Genomic DNA, 25,902 nt, shown 5'->3' on the forward strand with positions numbered 1-25,902 from the left:
GGTGCTGCTCTCTGGGATTTCTCCCTGTAGCTGTTTGCACGTCGAAAGCTTGCGTTCGATATCACAGCTTGCGTGACGTGTCTTGCAGCTCAGCTTGCAGGCGAGCCAATGCCTGATGCAGCGTGTCGATCCGACTATCGGCGCTTTCTTGCAAACGCTGATAATGCGCCTTTTCGTCAAGCAGGGTAATTTGCAACACCTGCTGCTGACGCCACAGTTGCAGCAAGGGTTGTAGCGAGTTTCGTAACGCCAACTGGGCGCTGTTCAAGCGATCGATCATCTTGCGGCGTTCACTCGTGGTCGGCTCGGCGCTGCCCAACAGAATTCTTTGCTTAAAAATGCCGAACCCGCTGTCGTCCGGCAGGTTTTTCGCTAGCGCTCGCGCCTGAGTTGGTTCCTATAGCCCGCAGCCAGTACAGCGAGTTATCCAGCGCCTCTTCTTCGTTCAACTGCCACAGGGTATCGCAAAGCCGCCAGGCGGTAATCCACCACTTTGATGCGAGGGATCGCTTCTTGTTGCTGCTGGCTCAGGTCATTGCTGGTAGCATTTTGCACGCAGCCTGTCAGGAGCAGCGGCATAACAAAAGCGGCGCTTAAAAAAGACATGGGGCGCTTGCCGAGTAGCGCTCTCCGCATGGCATGCAGCGAAGGTTCGGTCTGTGGTAGACGAAGACATTTATACCCTGTGTATATTACTCATTCTCGGCAGTTATTAATAGCAATTCGATGCGGAAGCAGACGTCTGCATCGGCAACCAAAGTCACCGTGCATACGGCGAATACATTCTTTAGCGATGCTCAGCCCCAGACCACTTCCTTTAACCGCCCCTTTTCGTTGGTGGCTACCCTGAAAAAAGGCTTAAAAATCATGTTTCGTTCGGCTTCCAGGATCGCTATGCCGGTATTGGCGATATCAATCTGCACCGGTTGCACAACCTGACGGCTACGGAACCAAATATTACCGGATCCCTCGCCGTAGTACACCGCATTGGAGTAGAGATTATCCAGCACACGCATTAATAGCCTAGGCTCTGCCCAACAAATCTCCGCTTCCAGTGCGATCTCAGTGCCGATCATTTTTGCCCGTTCTGGCAAGCTGTACGCGGCGACCACCATTTCAATAATCTCGCGTAACTGAACGTTCTGATGTTCAGACGGGCCATCGGCCAGCTTGCGGTTGTAATCCAACAGTTGCTCAATCAGTTTTTTCAGGTGTCGGCTACTGTGATCAAGAATAGCCACAACGTCTTTTTGATCACCAGTGAGCGGCCCCGCCACCTCATCAGCCAGCAATTAGGTGCCTTCACGCATACTCGCCAGCGGCGTCTTAAGTTCGTGCGAAATATGACGTAAAAACTCATGGCGCTGCGACTCCAGCCATGCCTGGCGTTCGCTCAACCAGATAATGCGCTGCGCCAACGAACGCAGCTCGCGCGGCCATTTGAACACTGCGCTGCTACCGGGCGTGCGCGCCCCGCCCCAAAGTGGTTAATCATCCGTTCCACGGCTTTCACTGGGCCAATAATCATGCGAGTAAATAGCACCACCAGCAGCACGCTGACCAGAAACAATAGTAGCGCCTGCAAACCGTTCTGGCATGTGATCGCCGCTAGCTGGGTAAGCAGATCGCGCAACCTCTGATAATAACGTTCATTTAGCAGAATAGGGGCGTGGGCATTCAACATCTGGGACTATTGCTTGCGCTGATTTTGGTACAGTCGCGCCAAGGTAGGATCGACCAGCACATAATATTGGCGATAACTGTGCTCCATCTCCAGCGCCACACTGACCATCGCCTCGCTGCGGCGCGCATCCGCTAAGGTAGTGTGGTTGATGTCTGCCGCCTGCGCACTAAGCTGATACAAACTCTGGTATGCCTAATAAGCCAATAGCCACAGTGGCAACAGCACCAGCAAAAATGCCATCAGCACCAATATCACACCACGACAGCGCGCCTGGAGATTTTCTTCGGTGGTTTCGCGTTCGGTACCAGCAAACATCGGCGATAACTGCCCGATAAAGGCATCGAACATCGGTTCGATGGAGACAATGTCAAATTCCACGCCAAGAATTTCGGCTTCCTCTTTGGCATCGGCGATGCTGATATCTGCCGTGTAGCGGAACGGCATCATCAGCGCCTGCACGCTATCTTTGCCCAACGCATCGACGGCGATCACCAGCGTCAGTGCTGAGTCAATACCGCCTGACAGCCCCAGTACCACGCCATTGAAACCGTTTTTGGTCACATAATCGCGTACCGCCAGCACCAGTGCTGCATACACCTGAGCCAATTGAGGCAACTGGGTAGCCAGTGCGCTCATCGGCACCACATCTAACTGGTTGAATTCAAGCTGAGCCACCTGCTCTGTAAAAGCGGCCAAGCGGTGGGTCATGTTGCCAACGGCGTCAAATACCTTGGAGCAGCCGTCAAAAATCAGTTCATCCTGCCCGCCGATCTGGTTCAGGTAGACCAGTGGAAGATGAGTGCGCTGGCAGTGACCAACCATCAGCATATGGCGCATTGCGCGAGGAAATAAACGCCATTTTTTCAACGGGATCTTCTCATCTTATCAAACCTGTTCCGATGCTAACTGACTCGCCGATAAGAAAAAAGCCCAACGACGGATAATCACGCATACCCGTAAGCTGCCAGCAGCTTGATGCTGTCGCCAAAAGGAGAAGCGCGGCGTTCGCGAGCCGTCAGGCGGTATGCGGGCCTTGAGACTGGGTCAAGGGCATAGACATGAATAAATACAAGGTGGGCCCAGAGTTTGGGAATTGAAGCTGGGGCAAAGCATGCAAGAACGTGGATGCCAAGTGACCTCGTTCTTGGGTGAAGTCGCCTAAGGCTGTCATCACCCCGTTAGAGATAGGCGATGCCTCACTCCACGTGTCGCCCAATGCTTGATAAAGTCACTTGCGTGAGCTGTTATCGGTTTGGTTGGACGATAGGCACCCTTTCTTTCTTTGGCATCATTTGGAGGCTTATGAGGGTTTAAATAAGCAACCATCATAAAAACGTGAATGAGCAACAGGAATGATAATGCATGTAGCGTGCCAACTTTAAAAAAATAAATCAATATATTGATTTTAAAACATTTAATTATTTAATGGATTAATCAGGCTGAACTGCATGGCATTGGAAAAAATGGCCAGCTTGTCGTCAGATCTAGACATCCTAAACAAACATCACAAAATAATTTAAAATCAAATAGTTAAATTTCTCCTTTTAGAGACAAAAAAACAGTCTTTGTCGCAGAATGCACACAGTAAAAGGGGCGCAATCGCTTGCGCCCTCTGATACCACTGCGATATCTAGCCGCTTAACCCAACTGTTTACGGGCGTTGCGGAACATGCGCATCCACGGGCTATCTTCACCCCACTCTTCCGGGTGCCAGGAGTTGCTGACGGTGCGGAAGACGCGCTCTGGATGCGGCATCATCACCGTCGCCCGTCCGCTGGCACTGGTGACGGCGGCAATACCGTTTGACGAACCATTCGGGTTTGCTGGATAATCTTCCGTTACTTGGCCGACATTATTGACGAAGCGCAGTGCCACCAAACCATCGCTTTCCAGCGCGGACAGGTGCGCCGTATCGCGTACTTCGACACGACCTTCGCCGTGGGAAACGGCGATCGGCATGCGTGAACCTGCCATGCCCTGCATGAACAGCGATGGACTGTCTGCCACTTCCACCAGGCTGAAACGGGCTTCAAAACGATCTGACAAATTACGCACAAAGCGCGGCCAGTGTTCAGCACCGGGGATCAATTCACACAAGTTAGACATCATCTGGCAGCCGTTGCACACCCCCAATGCCAAGGTGTGCGGACGATGGAAGAATGACTCGAACTCATCGCGTACCCGATAATTGAACAGGATCGATTTCGCCCAGCCTTCCCCAGCCCCCAACACATCACCGTAAGAGAAGCCACCGCAGGCCACCAGCGTGTGGAAGTCCTGCAAATTACGCTGCCCTTCCAATAGATCGCTCATGTGTACATCCAGCGCATCAAAACTAGCGCGATGGAATGCCGCCGCCATCTCAACGTGGGAGTTCACCCCCTGCTCACGCAGCACCGCCACTTTCGGACGAGCGCCCGTCGCGATGTATGGCGCGGCGATGTCTTCCTGTGGTGGGAAGGTAAGCTTCACGTTTAGGCCAGGATCTTGCTCATCCTGCTTGGCATGGTGTTCCTGATCGGCACACGCCGTGTTATCACGCAGGCGCTGCATCTGCCAAGTGGTCTCCGCCCACCAAGTGCGCAACCTATTGCGGCTCTCACTGTACAGCGCCTTGCCATTCTGGCTAATCACTAAGCGATCGCCCGTCTGCACACTACCGATGTGATGTATGTTGTCGCTAAGGCCATGCTGGGCGAACACCTGCTTCACCGCCTCAGGATGGGCGGCAGTCACCTGGATCACCGCGCCTAGCTCTTCATTGAACAGCACTGCCAGAGCATCGTCACCCAGGCCGTCGATAGTGATGGTAACGCCACAGTGGCCAGCAAACGCCATCTCCACCAGCGTGACCAGCAGGCCACCGTCTGAACGGTCGTGGTAAGCTAGCAGGGCGCGATCGGCCACCAGTTGCTGCATGGCGTTGAAAAAGCCCGCTAATTGCGCCACGTTACGCACATCGGCGGGCTTGTCACCCAGTTGACGGTAGACCTGCGCCAATGCGGTTGCGCCCAGCGCGTTATGGCCGTTACCCAGATCGATCAGCAGCAACGTGGTGTCGCCTTTGTCGGTGCGTAACTGTGGCGTCACGGTGTGACGCACATCTTCCACACGGGCGAAAGCGGTGATCACCAGCGACAGCGGAGAGGTCATTTCGTGTTGTTCGTTGCCTTCCTGCCAGCGGGTTTTCATCGACATCGAGTCTTTACCAACCGGGATAGTGATGCCCAGCGCCGGGCAGAGTTCTTCGCCCACTGCCTTCACAGCCGCATACAGGCCAGCATCTTCGCCTGGGTGGCCAGCAGCGGCCATCCAGTTAGCGGAAAGCTTCACACGCTTTAGCGCACCGATTTCGGTGGCGGCTAAGTTGGTCAAGGCTTCCCCTAACGCTATGCGGCCGGAAGCGGCGAAGTCCAGCAGAGCAACCGGCGCACGTTCGCCAATCGACATCACTTCGCCGTAATAGCTGTCCAAGCTGGCAGTGGTGACCGCACAGTCGGCCACCGGGATCTGCCATGGGCCGATCATCTGATCGCGTGCTACCATACCAGTCACGGTGCGATCGCCAATGGTGATCAGGAAAGTTTTTTCCGCCACCGTCGGCAAATGCAGCACGCGTTTTACCGCGTCGGCCAGGGTGATGTTCTCACGTTGCAGTGCCTGGCCGTTGGCCTGTTGACTGGTGACATCGCGCGTCATTTTCGGCGTTTTGCCCAGTAGCACGTTCAACGGCATATCGATTGGCTGGTTGTCGAAGTGACGATCGTTTAACGTCAGATGCTGCTCTTCAGTGGCTTCACCGATCACCGCATAAGGCGCACGCTCGCGGCGGCAAATGGCAGCAAACTGTGCCATCTGTGCTGGCGCAATCGCCAGCACGTAACGCTCCTGCGATTCATTACACCATACTTCCAGCGGGCTCATGCCCGTTTCGTCGTTGAGGATGTCGCGCAGTTCGAAACGCCCGCCACGTCCACCATAGCTCACCAGTTCTGGCATCGCGTTGGACAGGCCGCCCGCGCCAACATCGTGAATAAATAGGATCGGGTTTTGCTCGCCCATTTGCCAGCAGCGGTCGATAACCTCCTGACAGCGGCGCTCCATTTCTGGGTTATCACGCTGCACCGAGGCAAAGTCTAGATCGGCATCAGACTGGCCGGAATCCATAGAGGAAGCGGCACCGCCGCCCAAGCCAATATTCATCGCCGCCCCCCCCAGCACGACCAACTTGGCCCCGACGGTGATTTCTCCTTTCTGCACATGGCCAGCACGGATGTTGCCGATGCCACCCGCCAACATAATAGGCTTGTGATAGCCGCGCAGCTCGACACCGTTGTGGCTGTTGACCTGCTCTTCATAGGTGCGGAAGTAACCGACCAGTGCCGGACGACCGAATTCGTTGTTGAACGCCGCACCACCCAAGGGGCCTTCGGTCATGATGTCCAGTGCTGTGACGATGCGTTCCGGCTTGCCAAAATCCTGCTCCCATGGTTGTTCGAAACCGGGAATGCGCAGGTTAGATACCGAGAAACCCACCAGACCGGCTTTCGGCTTGGCACCACGGCCAGTGGCACCCTCATCGCGGATCTCTCCGCCGGAGCCGGTAGCGGCACCCGGCCATGGGGAGATCGCCGTCGGGTGGTTGTGAGTCTCCACCTTCATCAGGATATGCGCCTGTTCCTGATGGTAATCGTACTGACCGTTTTCCGGCGTAGCAAAGAAATGGCCAACCTGAGAGCCTTCCATCACTGCGGCGTTGTCTTTATAAGCCGACAGCACGTAGTCCGGCGTCTGCTCGAAGGTGTTCTTGATCATGTTAAACAGCGACTTCGACTGCGGTTCACCATCAATGATCCAGTCAGCGTTGAAAATCTTGTGGCGGCAGTGCTCAGAATTGGCCTGCGCGAACATGTACAGTTCGATATCCGTTGGGTTGCGCCCCAGAGCGGTAAAGGCATTCAGCAGATAGTCGATTTCATCCTGTGCCAGCGCCAGACCCAGCCCGACATTAGCATGTTCCAGCGCGCTGCGCCCTTCGCCCACTACGTCTATCACCTGATAATGCGCCGGTTGATGGTGTGCGAATAACTGTTCAGCCTGTTGCAGTTCGCTAAAAACGGTTTCCATCATGCGATCATGCAGCAAGGCGGCGAACTGCTGCCACTGGACCCCCGTCAGAGTGGGTGCCTTGACGTAGAATGCCAAGCCGCGCTCCAACCGGGATATCTGCTGCAAACCGCAGTTGTGGGCGATGTCGCTTGCTTTGGAGGACCAGGGTGAAAGGGTGCCCGGACGCGGTGTCACCAACAGCAGGTACCCTTCAGGGGCATGTTCGGCAAGAGCGAGAGAAGGACCATACTTAAGCAGACACTGAAGCTTGGCGTGTTCTTCGGCACTTAGCGGTGCGCTCACATCAGCGAAGTGGACGTATTCAGCGTAGATATCATTAACCGGGAGTTGAGCATCCTGGCAGCGGGATAGCAGTTTGGTAATGCGCAAAGCCGACAAGGCGGGCGAACCACGCAGTATTTCCATAATCAAAATTCTCTCGTCTTTGAAGACACTGACTTCAGCACTTCATTGGGCGCAAATATAGGGAAAAACGCGCGTCATTATAGAGAATCCGCGCCTGCGAAGAAACCGTTTGCGTAGCGATGATTGATAAAAGCTATTTGCTCCATCGGATAGTCATAGCATGTCAATAAAGTTGCACATTAGCGTTTTGTTGCGCAAAATGCCTCGGCACTGGTGATTTAACCATAAGAAAAGGTGGGATTGTCATCATCAGTGTCCTTGTACCACTACTGGATAACTATTTGAAACACATTAAAATAAACTATATTCTTATCGGTGCTGTTACCTTACTTTTAGCGCTCTCCCTGTGGCCCAACATCACTTGGCACAGTGGCCAAAGGGGGCAACTCGCCGCGATAAAATCCCGCGCTGAGTTGCGAATCAGCACGTTAAACTCACCGCTCACCTATTTCACCACCAAACAGGGCGCGGGGGGGCTTGACTATGAGCTGGCGAAAGCATTCGCTAACTACCTTGGGGTCAAGCTTGTGGTGATCTCGCAGCAAAATATCAACGATATGTTTAATGACCTCGATGAAGATAACGCCGATCTGCTGGCAGCCAGCCTGAACTATAATCCAGAGCGCCTTGCCAGTGCGCGCATTGGCCCAACCTACTATTCCGTTTCCCAGCAGTTAGTGTACCGTTTGGGTAGCCCACGGCCAAAAAGCTTATCGGATATCAAAGGCAAACTTGCGGTGGCCTCCGGTTCCGTGCACATCAGCACGCTGAAACAGCTTAAGCGGGATAAATTCCCAGATCTCAAATGGCAAACTGCGAGCGACCTCACGTCAAAGGAACTGCTGGAACAGGTAGCCGATGGCAAGCTGGACTATACCCTCGGCGATTCAGTGACCATTGCCCTATTGCAGCGCGTCCATCCGCAACTGGTGGTGGCGTTTGATGTCACTGATGAACAGCCGATCGCCTGGTATCTAAAGCGCGGTAACGAAGATAGCCTATATGCGGCGATGTTGGACTTCTTCAACCAGATTGTGGACGATAGCACCCTGGCCAGGCTGGAAGAAAAATATCTCGGCCACGTCGGCAGTTTTGACTACGTTGACACCAAAACCTTTTTATCCGCTATTGATGTGATCCTACCCAAATTTCGTTCACTATTTGAAAAATATGCCAAGGAGATCGACTGGAAGCTACTGGCGGCCATTGCCTATCAGGAGTCGCACTGGGACCCGCAGGCCACCTCGCCCACCGGGGTACGCGGCCTGATGATGCTAACCCGCACCACCGCCGATAGCCTTGGGGTCAACGATCGCCTCGATCCGCAGGAGAGCATTCAGGGCGGTGCGCTCTACCTGCAGCGGCTGATGGCCAAGGTGCCGGACAGCGTGCCGGTAGACGAACGTATCTGGTTCTCATTGGCGGCCTACAACATGGGCTGGGGCCACATGCTGGACGCCTGCAAACTGACCAAAATGCAACAGGGCAATCCAGACAGTTGGCTCGATGTCAAACAGCGCCTGCCAATGCTCAGTCAGAAGCGTTACCATTCGCAACTGACCTACGGTTACGCGCGTGGGCGAGAGGCTTATAACTATGTAGAAAACATCCGCCGCTATCAGGTTAGCCTGATTGGTTATCTGCAAGAAAAAGAAAAGAAGGCAGCGCAAGAAGCCGCCAACCAGGAAGCAATGGGAAGAGCCTATCCGGCCATTGCGCCGGAAATTGGTGATTGACTACTGATCCGGTTTGTTGCCCACGCGTTGCACTTGCTTTAGCGCCTTTTTCTGCTCACGGCGCAAGCGGAAAAAGTGGCTCAGCATCGCGGCACACTCGTCCGCCAGCACGCCTGAGACGATCTCCACCTGATGATTCATGCCCGGATGGCGCAAAATATCCATCAACGAACCAGCCGCGCCGGTTTTCTCATCGGCTGCACCATACACCAGCCGGCGAATACGACTGTGCACCATCGCGCCGGCGCACATCATACAGGGCTCCAGCGTGACGTACAGCGTGGCGTTCAGTAAACGGTAGTTCTGCAACACCTCCCCACCTTGACGCAGCGCCATAATTTCCGCATGGGCGGTGGGATCGTGACGGCCGATTGGCCGGTTCCAATCTTCGCCAATCACCTTATTATCCAACACCAGCAACGCTCCTACCGGCACTTCGCCTTCTTCCTGCGCGCGCAGAGCCAGCCGCAATGCCTGACACATCCAGTATTGATCGCTATATTTAGTCATTATAGAGTTCCTCGTGCGCTTTTGCGGCGGGCATTATACACACTAGACTATGTCCCGTAATGGGTCGTGACTGAGTTGCAGACCCAAAAGCCCGTATTAAGGCGGAAGATGCCGGGCATAGAGGAGTATGGGCTTTTGGGACGCGCACCGAAGGGCTGGGCCACTTTAACGCGTCTCTCGCTGATGCACCGCTTATTTGGACCGTCCAACCTTACAGCCCAGGCCTTGCTGCGCGTTCAAATGACCGCCAGCAGCGCTCACGGACAATTGCTGGACGCAGCCTAAACCTCTTTGTCTTAGCCACTCGTCCATGACGGGCCGAATATCACTGTTGTGCAGGGAAAGAAAACATGAAACTCAGTAAGAAAGAACACCGCCATCGTGCGTAATATACTGGACGGCTGGGTGAAAGTACGTTGTTCCACTGGAGCCTGTTATTCGGCCTGGTTGCCACAGCGGCTATCTGGCTGAGGCTGAAACGCGACGACGCTATGTTGCGCTGGTTCGGCCTGACCTTCCTCGGCATCAATCTCTATACCCGGCTGTTCGAATTCTTCTGGGACAGCACGCCTAAGGCGATTTTCTTCGTGCTGCTCGGCCTGAGCCTGTGGGCGTTTGGGCATTATGCCAAGAAGATCTGGCAGTTAGGACGCGGAGTGCAGGATGTGACCGAAGACGGTTAGCCACAATGAAAGGTCCGATAGTCCGCCCTTTAAGCTACGGCCCCCTGTCTCTGCTTGTCGCTCAGACGCTACTTCTCAGGATCGTTGAATCCCATTATCCCGGTGAAAATGAAGCCGACGATAACCGTAATCACCATCCCCTCCAGATACAGCATCACCTTCCCTGAGACGATAGTTAACGTTAAAGGTAAACCTGATATACCGAAAGTGATCACCGTCGCTACTTTCTAATAGCTGATCAATGCGCCGCCCACCGCGCCAAAATCTGTGTTGCCAGTGTCGTTGTCTTTTCCATCTCCTGATTTAACAGGTTAACGCTGCGCGCAAATAGCCGCTGTGCGGTTGCAACCGCATGGCGCTGAGGCCTGCCAGGATCATCAGGATAGCCGGTTTGACCTCAAAATCGGTCTGAGCCAGCGCGGCTTCCGCCTGGCTAGGCTGTGCGCCGGTGGCTTCTACCACTATGCGGCCAGCGCGATCCACCAGTTTGACGTTGGTAGCCTTAACATCCACCATCAGGTTCTGATAAACCTTGCAGAGCTTAACCATCGCGCCAGTCGATAGCATGTTCAGCACCAGCTTCTGCGCGCTGCCAGACTTAAGACGCGTCGATCAAGTCAGGGCTTCCGGGCCGACCACCGGGGAAATCGCCACATGCGCTTCATGGGCGAGCGGCGAATCGTGGTTGCAGGAGATCGCCGCCGTCGGGCAGCCTAACTGACGCGCATAACGTAGTGCACTGATCAGATGCCGCCAGTCCAAGCACCATGTCGGAGGCAGTCAGGTTCAGTGCCTGTAGATCCGATACGCTAAGGAAACATCATCCTCCGCACCCTCCACCGCTTTCAGCAGTGCGCCGTAGCCACCGGCAATCAGACCCACCATCCTGCCTTACGTCACGCCGAAGGTCGGCGGACATTCGGACGTATCCAGCACCTCCAGCACCTCAAGAAGCCCGCTGGTGCCAGCCCTAAGATAGATCAAACGCACACCCGCCTTCAGCGCCACAACGGCGTTGTTGAATAAATCGGATTTGGAATAAAAATAAAAGAGTCCCCTGAATGGGTAGCTTTCAGGCAAGGCGTACACTTTCTGGCATACCGGCGAGCGGCATCTTGTTTAATGCACAGATCATGGCCAGCGCCTCTGCAACTTGCCCATCATAATCTCGCAGCGACAGGTGACCACCAAATAGCTGTTTTACTCTGTACCTCGCTGTTGCCGCTATCGAACGTCGGTGGTAGCCTGTGATACTTTTTCACCGTGTGTTGTCTCCGGTAAGGCGCTGGTTCGCCACCGCTTAATTTCGCTCTGCATAGTCTGCCGACCAATAACGGGCTCCGCTGCTGGGCGGTATTAACACCTTGAGCTTCTTGCCCCTTAACTCATCATCACACACTCGCGTATCCTAAGCCCGATCCGCCGAGGCGACTTTGATTTTACGGTACCTCTGACGGATGAGACCTGGGAAGGCTTCGGTATCGGTGACATTGCTCAAAGAAAGGTCAGCACAGATGACCTCATGTGTTTCTGTATCTACGGCCAAATGCAGTTTTCGCCAGATCCACCGTTTTTCCTGACCGTGTTTTTTTGCCATCCACTAGCCTTCACCCAACACGTTGAGCCCGCTAGAGTCGATAACGAGGTACGCAATTTCACCCGGCGTTGCGGTTTTAAACGGGACATGGCCGGACTTTGCCCGCTTACTGATGCAGGTGTCGTCCGTGCAGTTCAACGGCACTTTGATCAGTGTGACAATGGAGTCGACGAAGCCCTGGAGGGCGCGAAGTGTCAGGCCGAAAATCCGTTTCAGCATCAATACGCTGGTGATTGCCATATTGGAATAATGTGGTGGGCGACCACGCAGAGAAGGTTTTGCCTCGCAGTACCAGGCGTAAAGTGCCGTTTCATACACCGAGAAAGTGAGTGAACCCCGAGTGATAAGGGCGTTGTTGTAAGCCTTACAGTTGGTGATATTGAACTTTTGCTGGGCCACGGAATGTCGCTATTTTGACATAAGGAGAGTGATCTGATCCTCGTCCCGGCCAAATGTTCGATTTATTCAACAACGCCGCGGTACACGATAGAAATCGTCTTTTTTCTCGGCATCATAAAGATACGTTTTATCGCGTTTCGTACTGCTATAGATCACGCAAAGAATTTTATTAACTCTATTTAATTAAGACATCGTCTTGCCTGGGCATAACTCTGACTATAACATGTTTAATACATCGGCATATCGCACCCCAAGTGGTATTCTGGGGTTTTAACGTTGCTTAGACTGAGTCAAGATAAATGTCACAATCGCCAATTGAGCTAAAAGGCAGCAGTTTTACCCTATCGGTTGTTCGTTTGTACACTTCAGAACCCGAGGTAATACATCAAGCGTTACTGGAAAAAGTGGAGCAAGCGCCCAGCTTTTTGAATAACGCACCTGTTGTTATTAACGTTGCAACGCTGGATAGCGATGCGAACTGGACAGAACTTCAGCAGGCTGTCGAGGCAGCAGGTTTGCGCGTGGTTGGCGTCAGCGGTTGCCGAGTTGAGCGACAAAAGCAGGCGATAATGCAGGCCGGGCTGCCAATACTTAACGAAGGCAAAAGCCAGAAGATGGACGCGCGAGACACAGTGGAGGAAAATCCCCCCACCAAGGCACGTATCATCGATACGCCGGTACGCTCCGGCCAACAGATTTATGCCCGAAATAGCGATCTGATCGTTGCCAGCAGCGTCAGCGCTGGTGCTGAGCTGATTGCCGATGGCAATATTCACATCTACGGCATGATGCGTGGTCGTGCTCTGGCTGGTGCATCTGGCGATACCCAGTGCCAGATTTTTTGCATGCACCTGGGGGCTGAGCTAGTCTCTATCGCAGGGCAGTACTGGTTGAGCGACCAGATCCCGTTAGATTACCTTGGGCAGGCAGTACAGTTTAGCCTGTTCGATAACGCTTTAACCATACAACGTCTAAAATAAGCCCTTTTGACAAGGAATCCATTTCATGGCACGCATTATTGTTGTTACATCGGGTAAGGGAGGGGTTGGTAAGACCACCTCAAGCGCGGCCATTGCTACCGGCCTCGCCCAGAAAGGCAAGAAAACCGTGGTGATCGATTTTGATATCGGCTTGCGTAACCTTGACCTGATCATGGGTTGCGAACGTCGGGTAGTGTATGATTTCGTTAACGTCATTCAAGGTGATGCCACGCTGAACCAAGCGTTAATCAAGGATAAACGCACTGAAAATCTTTATATCCTACCGGCGTCACAAACACGCGACAAAGACGCACTGACCCGTGAAGGCGTTGAAAAAATCCTCAACGATTTAGGTAAAATGGATTTTGACTTTGTGGTCTGTGATTCGCCAGCTGGCATAGAAACTGGCGCACTGATGGCGCTTTATTTCGCTGATGAAGCGATCATTACCACCAACCCGGAAGTGTCCTCCGTCCGCGATTCTGATCGTATCCTGGGCATTCTGTCTTCCAAATCCCGTCGCGCTGAAAAAGGCGAATCGCCGATCAAGGAACACCTGTTGCTCACCCGCTACAACCCTGGGCGCGTTAGCAGTGGCGACATGCTGAGCATGGAAGACGTGCTGGAGATCTTGTGTATTCCACTGCTGGGCGTAATCCCCGAAGACCAGTCCGTGCTGCGCGCGTCTAACCAAGGCGAACCGGTTATCCTGGATGCCGAATCAGATGCTGGTAAAGCCTATGACGACACCGTTAGACGCTTGTTAGGAGAAGACCGTCCGTACCGCTTCATTGAAGAAGAGAAAAAGGGTTTCCTTAAACGCCTTTTTGGGGGATAAACCATGGCCTTATTAGACTTCTTTCTATCCCGCAAAAAACAGACGGCCAATATTGCTAAGGAGCGGCTACAGATTATCGTCGCAGAGCGCCGTCGCGGAGACAGCGAACCTCCATACCTGCCTGATTTGAAGCGCGATATTCTGGCAGTGATTTACAAATATATTCAGATCGATCCTGAAATGCTGCATGTGCAGTTTGAGCAGAAAGACCATGATATTTCGGTGCTTGAACTCAACGTAACATTGCCGGAGCCGGAAGACACAGGTAAATGAGGACGATTCATAAGCCCACTCTATAGTGTTTAGGGGGGGGTTTTACAGAGTGCAGATAAGTCAAGAATGTGAGCATTTAGCGGTTTTCCATCCATTTATACAGGCGTTGTTGAATAAATCAAACTTTTGGCAGGCACGAGGATCAGATCAATCTCCTTCTGTCAAAATAGCGACGTTCCGTGGCCAAGCAAAAGTTCAACATCACCAACTGGAAGGCTTACAACAACGCCCTTACCACTCGGGGTTCACTCACTTTCTGGGTGGATAAAACGGCACTCCACGCCTGGTACTGCGAGGCAAAGCCATTTATACCTTAAATGACAGGTTCTTATATTATCGACATAACTAAAGCAGCGGGTGTTTTTTCATTGAAATCCCTGAGTCATCTTATTGACATCGTGTATGAGGGACGACTCAAGTGGATAAAAGATCCTTCGTGGTGCGGTACACCCATCCACTCACGGAATTTATTTCCTGATAAGGTTCTCTTCAGAAAATATACTTAATCCAACGGTTTTTGTTTCTTCAAGGCGTTGCCTTAAAGGTGCCCATTTAGGGGACTATTTTATTCCAAATTCGATTTATTCAACAAAGCCCATAAACATGTCACTACTCCCTTTTTGGCAACAGAAAACCTTGGAGGAAATGTCAGAACAACAGTGGGAATCGCTATGCGATGGCTGTGGGCAATGCTGCCTGAATAAGCTGCTTGACGAAGATACCGACGAGATTTATTTCACCAACGTGGCTTGCAATCAGCTCAATATCAAATCCTGCCAGTGCAGTAACTACGCGCACCGCTTCGAGTCGGAAGAAGATTGTATCAAACTGACGCGTGAAAATCTCACCACCTTTGACTGGTTGCCGTCAACCTGCGCTTACCGCCTGATCGGCGAAGGTAAACCGCTATTCCCGTGGCACCCGCTCATCAGTGGCTCTAAGGCGGCAATGCACGGCGAGCGCATTACGGTACGCTATATTGCAGTACCCGAGAGCGAGGTGGTTGATTGGCAAGATCATATTTTGAATAAGCAAGGCTGGGCAAGGTGAATATACCCTAAATAATTCGAGTTGCAGCAAGGCGGCGACATAATCGATCTCCAGAAGCCTATGTCAGTAAGTAACTGGGTGAGAGAGGAAAGCTAATGCTGAAGTATGACAGATATAGATAATTTAAACGTGAAGCTGGTGGGGCCAGCACAGTGGAGAGAGGGGCGGTATTTCATGCTGTCCATCGGGGGGATTTTAACGGCCAAACAGATCGCGGCGGCATGTGCGAACAAACTGCGCAAGCAGCATCATCACCGCAACCACCAGACAAACGGCGAAGATACAGACAAGCCATTGTGGCATCGTCAATGTCAGGAATGACCACTGGTGAGCGGCACAGTCGCCGGAAGCGTAGAACACCGCTGGCAGCAATTTATCCAATAGCAACCAGGATGGAAAGGTAACGAAGAAATCACAGGTACTCGACGGTGACGGATGCAGTTGGATCATGGTGTGCTTCCACGCCATCTGTACCCCTTGCCAAGCGCTGTAGATCCACAGCAGGATCGCCAAATAGCGCAGTGGCGATTTCGGGGCGAAAGCGCCGACTAGCGCTGCGCCAAGAATACCAAATAGCGCGCAACGCTCGTAGATGCACATCACACAGGGTTGCAGCAGCATAACGTGCTGGAAATAGAGCACGGCTAATTCCAGCAGCAGTGCGGCGATAGCCATCAGCAGCCAAGCCACACGGCCTTGTGAGCAGTGTTTAAAGAATTGCAACATAATATTTATTGTTCCACACAGTAAGCACCAAAGGATGCAGTGTAAACCAATTTAACTCCTTTCTGACAGTCACTTAGCGCTGCACCAGCGCAAAATATTCACGGGAAGGAGTGTTAATGCTGATCGATCAGCGGCTGGGCCAACCAATGCCATTTTGCTAGTAGGTCAGTCATTGGCGCCAAGGTAAACTGTACGCACAGTAGGCCAGCTAGAGTGAATACGACAGTATAGGGCAAAGCCATCCACACCATATGGCCATAAGATAAATGCACCAACGGTGCCAACGCTGAAGTCAGCAGAAACAGAAAAGCTGCTTGGCCATTCGGCGCTGCGACTGAAGGCAGGTTAGTGCCGGTATTGATGGCGACTGCCAACATTTCGAACTGCTCCAGTTGCAAGGCACAGCTCTCAAAGGCAGCACGCGCTTCATTGATTTAGACAGTGCCAACAAAAACGTTGTGACGATAGCAGGCCGTTAAACAGATAAAACAGCGACAACTGAGAGGCTGGGAAAGCCTGTAAGACATATTGGATCACCGGGTTTAACAGATGCTGGTCAATAATCACCGCTACCACAGTGAAGAATACAGTCAGTAGGGCGGTGAAAGGCAAAGCTTCTTAGAAGGCTTTGCCGATAGCGTGTTCATCGGTCACTCAGGACAGCGAGGTGGTTAGAATGATCACCAACAGACCAATCAAGCCCACCTCAGCTAGGTGAAACGCCAATGCCAACACTAGCCAAACGCCGATCAGCGCCTGGAGCACCAGTTTGAGCTGCTCTTGCTTGCTGCGGCCAGCGCTGGCATTTCGATCGAACGCTTTTAGAACCTCGCGCAGCGGTTCGGGCAAAGGGGTACCGTAACTAAAGAGGTTGAAACGCTTGACCAACAGGCATACCAGTAGACCGCACGCCAGCACAGGCAGCGTTACCGGTGCCATACGCAGGAAGAAATCGATAAATCCCCAACCGGCACTTTTGGCGATGATCAGGTTTTGTGGTTCGCCGACCATAGTCATCACGCCGCCTAGTGCAGTGCAGACACCCGCATGCATCAACAGGCGGCGCAAAAAGGCCAGGAATTGTTCCAGCTTCTGTTTACGTTCGTTAGAGCTAAAGCTGTTGACATCGCCGATATTACTATCGCTGTCTGCCTGGTTGGACGTCACGTTGTGATAGATAGAATAAAAGCCAGTGGCAACGCTGATCGGCTTTGTTGAATAAATCAGATTAAGAGTCCCGTGAATGGGCAGCTTTCAGGCAAGGCGTACACTGTCTGGCATACCGGCTAGCGTCATCTTGTTTAGTGAACAGATCATGGCCAGCGCCTCTGCAACTTGCCCATCATAATCTCGCAGCGACAGGTGACCACCAAATAGCTGTTTTACTCTGTACCTCGCTGTTGCCGCTATCGAACGTCGGTGGTAGCCTGTGATACTTTTCCACCGTGTGTTGTCTCGGGTAAGGCGCTGGTTCGCCACTGCTTGATTTCGCTCTGCATAGTCTGCCGACCAATAACGGGCTCCGCTGCTGGGCGGTATTAACACCTTGAGCTTCTTGCCCCTTAACTCATCATCACACACTCGCGTATCCTAAGCCCGATCCGCCGAGGCGACTTTGATTTTACGGTACCTCTGACGGATGAGACCTGGGAAGGCTTCGGTATCGGTGACATTGCTCAAAGAAAGGTCAGCACAGATGACCTCATGTGTTTCTGTATCTACGGCCAAATGCAGTTTTCGCCAGATCCGCCGTTTTTCCTGACCGTGTTTTTTTACCTTCCACTCGCCTTCACCCAACACGTTGAGCCCGCTAGAGTCGATAACGAGGTGCGCAATTTCACCCGGCGTTGGGGTTTTAAACGGGACATGGCCGGACTTTGCCCGCTTACTGATGCAGGTGTCGTCCAGGCAGTTCAACGGCACTTTGATCAGTGTGACAATGGAGTCGACGAAGCCCTGGAGGGCGTGAAGTGTCAGGCCGAAAATCCATTTCAGCATCAATACGCTGGTAATTGCCATATCGGAATAATGTGGTGGGCGACCACGCAGAGAAGGTTTTGCCTCGCAGTACCAGGCGTGAAGTGCCGTTTCATCCCCCCAGCAAGTGAGTGAATCCCGAGTGATCAGGGCGTTTTTGTAAGCCTTCCAGTTGGTGATGTTGAACTTTTGCTGGGCCACGGAATGTCGCTATGTTGACAGAAGGAGAGTGATCTGATCCTCGTGCCGGCCAAATGTTCTATTTATTCAACAACGCCGGTAAGCGGGTCAACACATCGCGCAACCAGATCTACAGGTCGTGACCATTGAGTTTGGCGGTTTCCAGCAGGATCAGTATAGCTGGGTTCCATTTTCCAAGCGAACCCTTGCCTTAATCAAAAGGTGATTCTTGGAGCGTTTCCGCTTCCTTGAACCGTTGCAAGTTATCTCTGAATTTAGCCCCTCTGCGCAGGGTAAAATCAGTAGCCAATACGTCAATGAGCGTTAATTGCGCGATGCGTGACACTATAGGCAGAGTCAATGTCGGTCTCCTCCGGCAAATCAAGTAGTAAAGCTGGGGTAGACGCATAAGACAAAGGGGAATCACGCGCGGAAATGGCAGATTGGCTCAGTAGCGCTAGATGGTGATGGATACTTTCCAGCATATTTATATATACCGGTCATAGGTCATAATATGAGTGTTGTCTGGCTTTCATCAGGGGATTGTTGGAGAAAAAGACAGAAAGTCACCATTTTCTGCGCCTTCGGCGGCATTCCGCCTGCCGTGGCGAACGCTAACACGAGAAGCTTAAGGCTTCTTAATCCAAGTTTACTGGTCGTAGTTAAAGAGAGTACATTATGCTGTGTCCGGTAATGGCAGGTAAGCTCTTCTGGCGGTCATTTGAACGCGCATCAAGGCTACGCGTGAGCTTTGCTAGGTGGCCAAATAAGTAGGGGAATGTTCAAATGTCCCAGCCTTACGGGACGCGTCCCCAAAGCCGGTACTCAACGTTGTCGATCCTGAACATAGGTTCCGCCTCCTCCGCCTTGATTACCGGCTTTTGGATCTGCCACGCTGCCATGGTCAATGGCCGGACACAGTATAGTAATGTAAGAAAATTACAAATATCCTGCAACAAGGAGAGCAACATGGCGGTAACTTCTACATCCCAAGCCTGTGACTTGGTTACTTTTGGCGCGAAAGGCGATTTGGCACGTCGTAAGCTGCTGCCTTCCCTATACCAGTTGGAGAAAGCCGGGTACATCCACCCGGATACACGGATTATCGGCGTTGGCCGTGCCGATTGGGATAGAAAAGCCTACACTGAGGTGGTGAAAGAAGCCCTTGACACCTTTATGCAGGAAAAACTGGATGATAAAATCTGGGCCGCGCTGAGCGCACGCTTGGACTTCTGCAACCTTGATGTGAACGACAGTAAGAATTTTACCAAGCTAGGTCACATGCTGGATCAAAAGCATCGTACCACCATCAACTATTTTGCTATGCCGCCAAGTACTTTCGGTGCGATTTGCCAAGGGCTAGGTAAAACCAAACTGAATCAGGAGTCGGCGCGTGTGGTGATGGAAAAGCCGCTGGGCACCGACCTGGCGTCCTGTCGCGTGATCAACGATCAAGTTGCGGAGTACTTCAATGAATCACAGGTCTATCGTATCGACCACTATCTTGGCAAAGAAACAGTATTGAACCTGCTGGCGTTGCGGTTTGCCAACTCGTTGTTCGCTTCTAACTGGGACAACCGCACTATCAATTCCGTGCAAATCACCGTGGCGGAAGAAGTGGGTATTAAAGGGCGATGGGGCTACTTTGACCAGGCTGGCCAGATGCGCGACATGATCCAGAACCACTTGCTGCAAATCTTGACCATGATCGCTATGTCGCCTCCGGTAGATTTGTCGGCTGACCGCATCCGCGATGAGAAGGTGAAGGTACTGCGTTCGCTGCGCCCTATTGATCAGACCAATGTGCATGAAACCACTGTGCGCGGGCAGTACACCGCTGGCTTCGTTCATGGCAAAAAGGTACCGGGCTATCTGGAAGAGGAGGGGGCGAACAAAAACAGCCACACTGAAACCTTCGTCTCAATCCGCGTGGATATCGATAACTGGCGGTGGGCTGGGGTGCCGTTCTACCTACGTACCGGTAAACGCCTGCCGACCAAATGTTCAGAAGTGGTGGTGTACTTCAAAAACCCACCGCTCAACTTGTTCAGCGATTCTTATCAGCAACTGCCGCAGAACAAGTTAACCATTCGCCTTCAACCGGATGAAGGCATTGAGATCCAGGTGCTGAATAAATTACCTGGGCTGGATCATAAGCACCGTCTGCAAACCAGCAAGTTGGATTTGAGCTTCTCTGAGACATTCAATCAGGAACACGTAGCGGATGCCTATGAGCGCTTGCTGCTAGAAAGCATGCGTGGCATTCAAGCGCTGTTTGTACGCCGTGACGAAGTGGAAGAAGCTTGGAAGTGGGTTGACTCTATCATGAATGCCTGGAAGGAGGACAACGAGGCACCTAAGCCATATCAGGCTGGCACTTGGGGTCCCATAGCCTCGGTGGCGATGATTACCCGCGATGGCCGTTCCTGGAACGAGTTCCAATAACACACGGCTTTTGGGGCGTGGCACTATCCTGCCGCTGTTGTGCATGCGGTGTTTTCACCGCTTTACAGTGCCGCGATAATCTTGATTTCAACCTTGTACTTCGGGTTCATCAATTGTGCCTGCACGGTGCAGCGCACCGGCGCATTGCCAGCGACCACCCAGGCATCCCAGGCGGCGTTAATGGCGGCAAAATCGGCAGCATCGGCCAGGAAAATGGTGGTGTCCAGAATGCGGATCTTGTCCGAACCGACCGGTGCCAACAGTAGGTCTATGGTGGTCAGCGTGCTAGCGGTTTGCGCAGTAGCGTCTTCATCCAGATTTTCCGGTACGCTGGTGTAGTAGGGGGTATCATGGTGTACTACGGCTTCGGACCAGAGAGTATCGGGATCAATTCGTTCGATGTTCATTGGGTTATCTCCATGCCTATTTCCGCTGAGAGTACGACAGCCAGCGGTGGAAATAGGTAGTGATAAAGTCGATGGTAGCGGCGTGGCAGGGCTTGGCTTAATCAACGTTGAATGACACCGACAGAGAAATAGTGTGACAGACGATTTTGCAACAGATGGCGCTCTGGCGCAGGCGGTTACCAAAGCGATCAACTTCAAGCAAGAACTGGTGGTGGAGGCGGGAACTGGCACCGGCAAAACCTTTGCCTACTTGGCACCTGCGCTGCGCGCCGATCGTAAAGTGATTATTTCCACCGGATCGAAAGCCTTACAGGATCAACTCTATGTGTGTGATCTTCCCACCATTGCCAAGGAACTGAAATACAAAGGTAATTGGAGCAGCAGTCAATGGCTAGTGGGGAGTTAGCCGGACAGGCCCTGATCGATCTGTTGTACTTGCGCAAGTGGTCTTCAGAAACCAAAGACGGCGATATCAGCCGCTGTAGCTGTGTAGCTGTGTAGCGGAGGATAGCGTTGTCTGGCCGCTGGTGACCAGTACTAATGACAATTGCCTCGGCGTTGATTGCCCGCTGTATCAGGACTGTTTCGTGGTTAAAGCACGGCGGCGAACCATGGATTCCTATGTGGTGGTGGTGGTGAATCATCACCTGTTTCTGGCAGACATGGTGGTGAAGGAATGCGGATTTGCCGAATTAATCCCTGCGGCTGATTTGATAATTTTCGATGAAGCACACCAACTCCCTGACATCGCCAGCCAGTATTTTGGCAAAAAGCTCACCAGCCGCCAGTTGCTGGATCTGGCAAAAGACATCATCATTGCCTACCGCACAGAAGTTCGTGATGCTGCACAATTGCAAAAAAGCGCCGACCGCTTAAGCCAAAGTACTCAGAATTTCCGGATAATGTTGGGGGAGCCGGGATTTCGCGGCAATCTGCGTGATGTGCTCGGCCAGCCGAACGTTCAGCGTGCGCTGCTGTTGCTCTATGATGCGCTCGAACTGTGTTATGACGTGTCCAAGCTATCGTTGGGGCGTTCTGCATTGCTGGACGCCGCTTTTGAGCGCGCCACGCTATACCGTGCGCGCCTCAAACAGTTGCAGCAGGTCACTGAACCCGGCTATAGCTACTGATATGAATGCAATTCACGCCATTTTGTGCTAGCGCTGACGCCGTTGACGGTGGCCGATCGCTTCCGCGAACTGCTGGACGAGCAGCCGGGTAGTTAGATTTTTACGTCCGCTACGTTATCGGTCAACGAGCAGTTGGCCTATTTTGCTGAACGGTTGGGCCTGAATCAGCCGAAGACCTGCATGCTGCGGCCCCTGATCGAGGCCAATAATGGCCGCTATTTCTTACTATGCACCTCGCACCAGATTATGCGCGAGTTGGCTGAAGAATTTCGCGCCACCCTATTGCTGCCTGTGTTGTTGCAGGGTGAAACCAATAAAGGCCAACTGCTGACACAGTTTATTGAGGTCGGCAACGCACTACTGGTGGCAACCAGGATCTTCTGGGAGGGGGTAGATGTGCGAGGTGACGCATTATCCTGTGTGATCATCGATAAGTTGCCGTTCACCTCGCCGGATGATCCGCTATTAAAAGCACCGATTGAAGATTGCCGCCTGCGAGGTAGCGACCTTTTAAATGATGTGTAATTACCGGATGCAGTCATCACGTTGAAGCAGGGTGTCGGGCGGCTGATCCGTGACACCGATGATCGCGGTGTGTTGGTGATCTGCGATCATCGGCTAGTGATGTGTCCTTACGGCGAAGTGTTCCTCAACAGCCTGCCACAGACGCCACGAACCCGTGATATCGCCCAGGAGATCGCATTCCTATAGGACACTCCGCCGTTAGTAACATGAAAGATGAAAGGTAGCTGTGTTATAATGTGCGATCTGTATGAAAACCCTGCTTTATTCTCGCCAGAGGTTAGTATGAAAACGCGAATTTTAGCGATCGATACATCGACGGAAGCCTGTTCCGTCGCCATCTGGAATCAAGGTGAAATCCTGGCCTTGTTTGAGTTACGCCCACGTGAGCATACGCAACGTATTTTACCTATGGTGCAGCAGGTACTGGAGGATGGCGGCCTGGTACTTAGCCAGCTTGATGTATTGGCTTTTGGCCGCGGCCCAGGCAGTTTTACCGGTGTACGTATCGGCATTGGTATCGCTCAGGGGCTGGCGCTGGGTGCCGTTCTGCCGATGCTGGGTATTTCCACCTTGCAAACCATGGCACAGGGGGCTTGGCGGGTCAGCCGTGCTGAGCGTGTACTAGCGGCGATCGACGCCCGGATGGGGGAAGTCTACTGGGGGCAATTCGAGCGTCAGCAGGATGGCCGTTGGCATGAAAGCGAAGGAGAGGGGGTGCTTTCCCCCGCTGAGGCATTGGAGCGCGCTCACGGACTGCATGGCGACTGGGCTTGTGTTGGCACTGGTTGGCAAACATATCCGGATTTGGTCAGCGGGTCTGCGTTGAGCGTACGTGATGGACAAATTCTGTTGCCCCAGGCAGAAGACATGCTGCCGCTAGCGTTACTGGCTTGGCAACAGGGTCTGGAGGTGGCAGTGGAAAACGCCGAACCAACCTACTTGCGTAATGAAGCTACCTGGAAGAAACGGCCTGGTCGCCCATAGTCTAAGCGTATTGTGCTGTGGGACTTGAAGAGGTAATCGTGCCTAACTCAATGGTCAAGGTTACTGTTATTTCGAGGAGATTGTGACAATGTTAACCCGTAATACAAAAAGTTTGGTGTTGCTGACAATCGCCTGTGGTGCACTGGTATTGGATGGTTGCGTCACGGTGCCGGATGCCATCAAAGGTTAAACGGCTACACCTGTCATTCAGTTGTCCTCGGTGCAGTATGCGCCGAATCTGTTTCCTGGAGCATAGGCACGCTTTGGCAGCAAGGTAATGAACATCACCAATCAGCAAGGGAAGACAGTGTTGGAAATTGCCAGTGTGCCGCCCGACTCGTCGGCGCGTCCTATTTTAGGTGAACCATCAAGCGGCCGTTTGTTGGCCACGGTACAAGGGTTCCATTAACCGGCTGATTTTAAAAGCCGGTATATACCCTAAATAATTCGAGTTGTAGGAAGGCAGTAACGCAGAGACAAATCGGTCAGGAACCGGTTTGAGCAGCGCTTGCACTGGGCCTCAGACTGAACCTTAGGGGTGAGATCCATTAATTCCAAAGCGCTGGCACCCGCCAGTGACTGGTGGGGCCAAGAAAGCTAGTATGACGGGTATAAAAAGCAATCAATTTGTGGTTGCCCATGACAAGAAGGATCTGCGTGCAACTGCATTACTCTGCGGGCTGATTTTACGGGTGATATTGGTGATGACCGACATGGCATCACCGCGTGGGAGAGGTTAAAAAGGTAATCAGTTGATTATCTGCATGCTGGGCGTTACCCTGGTCAGGCATTAGAGTTACGGCGTTTAATACCGCGCTCGAAACGATTTTTTGTGGTGCATCGGGCGTGCTCAACAGTTTGGGGGAAAAGTCTCCTGTCCTTTATACCTTACTATCGCATAACGCTGGTGAGCGTTTGGTTGTGCCCGGTATTTGACTGTGGAGGGCGCGACCCAAAGGACAGGTGCAAACTATGCTCACCCTAGGTGACGCGCAGCTGATTTGGTCCACAAAAATCCACGGTTCGCCTAGTGTTGTTGCGTTGGGATCCTACAAGAGAATGATGTTTAGAATTATAAGTTGATTACTACCGATACCGCATTGCAGCAGGTCTGCGAGCAGGCGCGCACGCAATCGCAGATTGCGCTGGACACCGAGTTTGTCAGAAAACGTACTGCCCACAACTAGGTTTAATCCAACTCTACGATGGCGAGCAGCTTTTCCCTGATCGATCCGCGGCCGATAAAGTAATGGCAGCCATTTATCGCATTGCTGGCCGATACCCAGGTAGTCAAGTTTCTCCACGCAGGCAGTGAAGACTTGGAGGTGTTTATCAACGCCCTTAAAACTCTGCCTACCCCAATGATCGACACCCAGATCCTGGCGGCTTTTGCTGGCCGAACGCTATCATGTGGATTTGCAACGCTGGTGGCGGAATATATGCAGGTCGAGCTGGATAAGAGCGAAGTGCGCACCGACTGGCTGGCGTGTCCATTGACGGAAAAACAGTGCGTCTATGCGGCGGTAGACGTGTTCTATCTTCTGCCGATGGCGAAACAATTGGTGCAGGAGACCGAGGAGGCCTGTTGGGCCAGCGCCGCCAACAACGAGACCCTGTTGCTGTGCCAGCGTCGTAGCGAGATGTTATCACCGGAATTGTGGCCTACCGCGAAATCAGCAATGCCTGGAATCTCAGCCCGCGTCAATTGGCATGTTTACAAAAGCTGGCAGCATGGCGTTTGCAGCAGGCGGGTGAGCGCGATCTGGCGGTAAATTTTATGGTGCGTGAAGGTACCTTTGGCAGGTGGCGCGTTATATGTAAACATCGCTAGGGGAACTAGACTCGCTGGGCCTAAGTGGGCCGGAGATCGGTTATCACGGCAAAACCCTGATAGTGCTAGTGTCGCAGGCGGCAGCGCTGGACACATCCGCCTTGACGGCACCGTTGTTGAATCTGATCGACCAGCCAGGCTACAAGAAAGCTTTCAAGGAGATTAAAGCGGGGATAGTGATCGCGTCAGTGAGCAAAGCGGGTTAAGCAGTGAATTACTGGCCTCAGGCTACCAGGTTAACCAACTGCTGAACTGGCATTGGAAATTGAAAGACAGCCAACCCCTGCCAGAATTAATCAGCAACTGGCGCGGTTGATCTATTAGCGGCACAGCTACAAAAAATTCTAAATAATTATTAATTGTTGGTAAAATTGGTAGTACATCTCAATTCTGTTGAGTGGTGTGCTGGCTG

13 protein-coding genes and 15 pseudogenes are annotated in these 25,902 nt (G+C 52.6%); 13 read left to right on the forward strand and 15 right to left on the reverse strand.

Annotated elements, in window-relative coordinates; all coding sequences use genetic code 11:
* Positions 1-61: 61 nt before the first annotated feature.
* From AACL06_RS04810 to purL, 5 genes and pseudogenes are all read right to left on the reverse strand, one after another.
* Positions 62-449: pseudogene (locus AACL06_RS04810) on the reverse strand (hypothetical protein).
* The gene (locus AACL06_RS04815) at positions 424-606 is read right to left on the reverse strand and encodes a hypothetical protein (protein WP_339038139.1); all 183 of its coding nucleotides are present in this window, start codon (positions 604-606) and stop codon (positions 424-426) included. The pseudogene AACL06_RS04810 and the gene AACL06_RS04815 overlap by 26 nt, the downstream one beginning before the upstream one ends.
* 86 nt (positions 607-692) lie before the next feature.
* A pseudogene (locus AACL06_RS04820) lies at positions 693-1,924 on the reverse strand (sensor histidine kinase).
* Positions 1,919-2,521 (reverse strand): annotated as a pseudogene (gene nadE / locus AACL06_RS04825) (NAD(+) synthase); the annotation flags it as partial. The pseudogenes AACL06_RS04820 and nadE, both read right to left, overlap by 6 nt.
* An 801-nt stretch (positions 2,522-3,322) precedes the next feature.
* Positions 3,323-7,222, reverse strand: a complete 3,900-nt coding sequence (gene purL / locus AACL06_RS04830) for a phosphoribosylformylglycinamidine synthase (protein ID WP_339038296.1) — start codon at positions 7,220-7,222, stop codon at positions 3,323-3,325.
* Between the two features lie 278 nt (positions 7,223-7,500).
* On the opposite strand from purL, the gene mltF reads away from it, so the two are divergent.
* Positions 7,501-8,955 (forward strand): membrane-bound lytic murein transglycosylase MltF, encoded by a 1,455-nt coding sequence (mltF, locus tag AACL06_RS04835; protein ID WP_339038141.1) that lies wholly within the window; start codon positions 7,501-7,503, stop codon positions 8,953-8,955.
* On the opposite strand, the gene tadA is transcribed toward mltF, so the two are convergent.
* The gene (gene tadA, locus AACL06_RS04840; protein ID WP_339038143.1) at positions 8,956-9,465 is read right to left on the reverse strand and encodes a tRNA adenosine(34) deaminase TadA; all 510 of its coding nucleotides are present in this window, start codon (positions 9,463-9,465) and stop codon (positions 8,956-8,958) included.
* Positions 9,466-9,881: 416 nt separating this feature from the next.
* On the opposite strand from tadA, the pseudogene AACL06_RS04845 reads away from it, so the two are divergent.
* Positions 9,882-10,148 (forward strand): annotated as a pseudogene (locus AACL06_RS04845) (DUF2157 domain-containing protein); the annotation flags it as partial.
* A 68-nt stretch (positions 10,149-10,216) separates the two neighbouring features.
* On the opposite strand, the pseudogene AACL06_RS04850 reads toward AACL06_RS04845, so the two are convergent.
* The 4 pseudogenes from AACL06_RS04850 to AACL06_RS04865 all read right to left on the reverse strand — a co-directional run.
* Positions 10,217-10,408, reverse strand: a pseudogene (locus tag AACL06_RS04850) (PTS transporter subunit EIIC); the annotation flags it as partial.
* 43 nt (positions 10,409-10,451) lie between these two features.
* A pseudogene (locus tag AACL06_RS04855) lies at positions 10,452-11,162 on the reverse strand (N-acetylmuramic acid 6-phosphate etherase); the annotation flags it as partial.
* Between the two features lie 58 nt (positions 11,163-11,220).
* Positions 11,221-12,144, reverse strand: a pseudogene (locus AACL06_RS04860) (IS5 family transposase).
* Positions 12,145-12,222: 78 nt separating this feature from the next.
* A pseudogene (locus AACL06_RS04865) lies at positions 12,223-12,309 on the reverse strand (YcgL domain-containing protein); the annotation flags it as partial.
* Positions 12,310-12,443: 134 nt separating this feature from the next.
* Between AACL06_RS04865 and minC the strand changes: the two are divergent.
* From minC to AACL06_RS04890, 5 genes and pseudogenes are all read left to right on the forward strand, one after another.
* Positions 12,444-13,124, forward strand: coding sequence for a septum site-determining protein MinC (gene minC, locus AACL06_RS04870; RefSeq protein ID WP_339038145.1), 681 nt, complete (start codon positions 12,444-12,446; stop codon positions 13,122-13,124).
* A 25-nt stretch (positions 13,125-13,149) separates the two neighbouring features.
* Positions 13,150-13,962, forward strand: coding sequence for a septum site-determining protein MinD (gene minD / locus AACL06_RS04875; RefSeq protein ID WP_339038147.1), 813 nt, complete (start codon positions 13,150-13,152; stop codon positions 13,960-13,962).
* Positions 13,963-13,965: 3 nt separating this feature from the next.
* The gene (gene minE / locus AACL06_RS04880) at positions 13,966-14,235 is read left to right on the forward strand and encodes a cell division topological specificity factor MinE (protein ID WP_339038149.1); all 270 of its coding nucleotides are present in this window, start codon (positions 13,966-13,968) and stop codon (positions 14,233-14,235) included.
* A 179-nt stretch (positions 14,236-14,414) separates the two neighbouring features.
* A pseudogene (locus AACL06_RS04885) lies at positions 14,415-14,522 on the forward strand (IS5/IS1182 family transposase); the annotation flags it as partial.
* 316 nt (positions 14,523-14,838) lie between these two features.
* Positions 14,839-15,285 (forward strand): YcgN family cysteine cluster protein, encoded by a 447-nt coding sequence (locus tag AACL06_RS04890; RefSeq protein WP_339038151.1) that lies wholly within the window; start codon positions 14,839-14,841, stop codon positions 15,283-15,285.
* 195 nt (positions 15,286-15,480) lie between these two features.
* Here the strand turns inward: AACL06_RS04890 and dsbB are convergent, their stop codons facing one another.
* The 4 genes and pseudogenes from dsbB to AACL06_RS04910 all read right to left on the reverse strand — a co-directional run.
* Positions 15,481-16,011, reverse strand: a complete 531-nt coding sequence (gene dsbB, locus AACL06_RS04895) for a disulfide bond formation protein DsbB (protein ID WP_339038152.1) — start codon at positions 16,009-16,011, stop codon at positions 15,481-15,483.
* Between the two features lie 113 nt (positions 16,012-16,124).
* Positions 16,125-17,217: pseudogene (locus AACL06_RS04900) on the reverse strand (SLC13 family permease); the annotation flags it as partial.
* 48 nt (positions 17,218-17,265) lie between these two features.
* Positions 17,266-18,189: pseudogene (locus AACL06_RS04905) on the reverse strand (IS5 family transposase).
* Positions 18,190-18,379: 190 nt separating this feature from the next.
* Positions 18,380-18,608: pseudogene (locus tag AACL06_RS04910) on the reverse strand (transcriptional regulator HexR); the annotation flags it as partial.
* Positions 18,609-19,137: 529 nt separating this feature from the next.
* Here AACL06_RS04910 and zwf point away from each other — a divergent pair.
* Positions 19,138-20,613 carry a glucose-6-phosphate dehydrogenase gene (gene zwf, locus AACL06_RS04915; protein WP_339038154.1) on the forward strand — a complete coding sequence of 492 codons (1,476 nt, stop codon included), beginning with the start codon at positions 19,138-19,140 and terminating at the stop codon, positions 20,611-20,613.
* Between the two features lie 62 nt (positions 20,614-20,675).
* Here zwf and AACL06_RS04920 read toward each other — a convergent pair whose 3' ends face one another.
* Positions 20,676-21,020 carry a Rid family hydrolase gene (locus AACL06_RS04920; protein WP_339038156.1) on the reverse strand — a complete coding sequence of 115 codons (345 nt, stop codon included), beginning with the start codon at positions 21,018-21,020 and terminating at the stop codon, positions 20,676-20,678.
* A gap of 133 nt (positions 21,021-21,153) precedes the next feature.
* Here AACL06_RS04920 and AACL06_RS04925 point away from each other — a divergent pair.
* From AACL06_RS04925 to rnd, 5 genes and pseudogenes are all read left to right on the forward strand, one after another.
* Positions 21,154-22,861, forward strand: a pseudogene (locus AACL06_RS04925) (ATP-dependent DNA helicase).
* Positions 22,862-22,957: 96 nt separating this feature from the next.
* Positions 22,958-23,659: a tRNA (adenosine(37)-N6)-threonylcarbamoyltransferase complex dimerization subunit type 1 TsaB gene (gene tsaB, locus AACL06_RS04930; RefSeq protein WP_339038158.1), complete on the forward strand. Its 702-nt coding sequence runs from the start codon at positions 22,958-22,960 to the stop codon at positions 23,657-23,659.
* Positions 23,660-23,747: 88 nt separating this feature from the next.
* Positions 23,748-24,062 (forward strand): annotated as a pseudogene (locus tag AACL06_RS04935) (Slp family lipoprotein); the annotation flags it as partial.
* A 199-nt stretch (positions 24,063-24,261) separates the two neighbouring features.
* Entirely contained in the window at positions 24,262-24,399 is a 138-nt protein-coding gene (locus AACL06_RS04940; protein ID WP_339038160.1) for a hypothetical protein, read from the forward strand.
* A 339-nt stretch (positions 24,400-24,738) separates the two neighbouring features.
* Positions 24,739-25,849: pseudogene (gene rnd, locus AACL06_RS04945) on the forward strand (ribonuclease D).
* The last annotated feature ends 53 nt before the right edge of the window (positions 25,850-25,902 follow it).

It is taken from the genome of Serratia symbiotica (Periphyllus acericola), assembly GCF_964019515.1.
GTDB lineage: Bacteria > Pseudomonadota > Gammaproteobacteria > Enterobacterales > Enterobacteriaceae > Serratia > Serratia symbiotica_D.

What these genes read in the sequence shown, in the direction of transcription:
- AACL06_RS04815 (WP_339038139.1), bottom strand. Translation starts at nt 606, where the DNA reads ATGTCTTTTTTAAGCGCCGCTTTTGTTATGCCGCTGCTCCTGACAGGC.
- tadA (WP_339038143.1), bottom strand. Translation starts at nt 9,465, where the DNA reads ATGACTAAATATAGCGATCAATACTGGATGTGTCAGGCATTGCGGCTG.
- minC (WP_339038145.1), top strand. Translation starts at nt 12,444, where the DNA reads ATGTCACAATCGCCAATTGAGCTAAAAGGCAGCAGTTTTACCCTATCG.
- minD (WP_339038147.1), top strand. Translation starts at nt 13,150, where the DNA reads ATGGCACGCATTATTGTTGTTACATCGGGTAAGGGAGGGGTTGGTAAG.
- minE (WP_339038149.1), top strand. Translation starts at nt 13,966, where the DNA reads ATGGCCTTATTAGACTTCTTTCTATCCCGCAAAAAACAGACGGCCAAT.
- AACL06_RS04890 (WP_339038151.1), top strand. Translation starts at nt 14,839, where the DNA reads ATGTCACTACTCCCTTTTTGGCAACAGAAAACCTTGGAGGAAATGTCA.
- dsbB (WP_339038152.1), bottom strand. Translation starts at nt 16,011, where the DNA reads ATGTTGCAATTCTTTAAACACTGCTCACAAGGCCGTGTGGCTTGGCTG.
- zwf (WP_339038154.1), top strand. Translation starts at nt 19,138, where the DNA reads ATGGCGGTAACTTCTACATCCCAAGCCTGTGACTTGGTTACTTTTGGC.
- AACL06_RS04920 (WP_339038156.1), bottom strand. Translation starts at nt 21,020, where the DNA reads ATGAACATCGAACGAATTGATCCCGATACTCTCTGGTCCGAAGCCGTA.
- tsaB (WP_339038158.1), top strand. Translation starts at nt 22,958, where the DNA reads ATGAAAACGCGAATTTTAGCGATCGATACATCGACGGAAGCCTGTTCC.
- AACL06_RS04940 (WP_339038160.1), top strand. Translation starts at nt 24,262, where the DNA reads ATGACGGGTATAAAAAGCAATCAATTTGTGGTTGCCCATGACAAGAAG.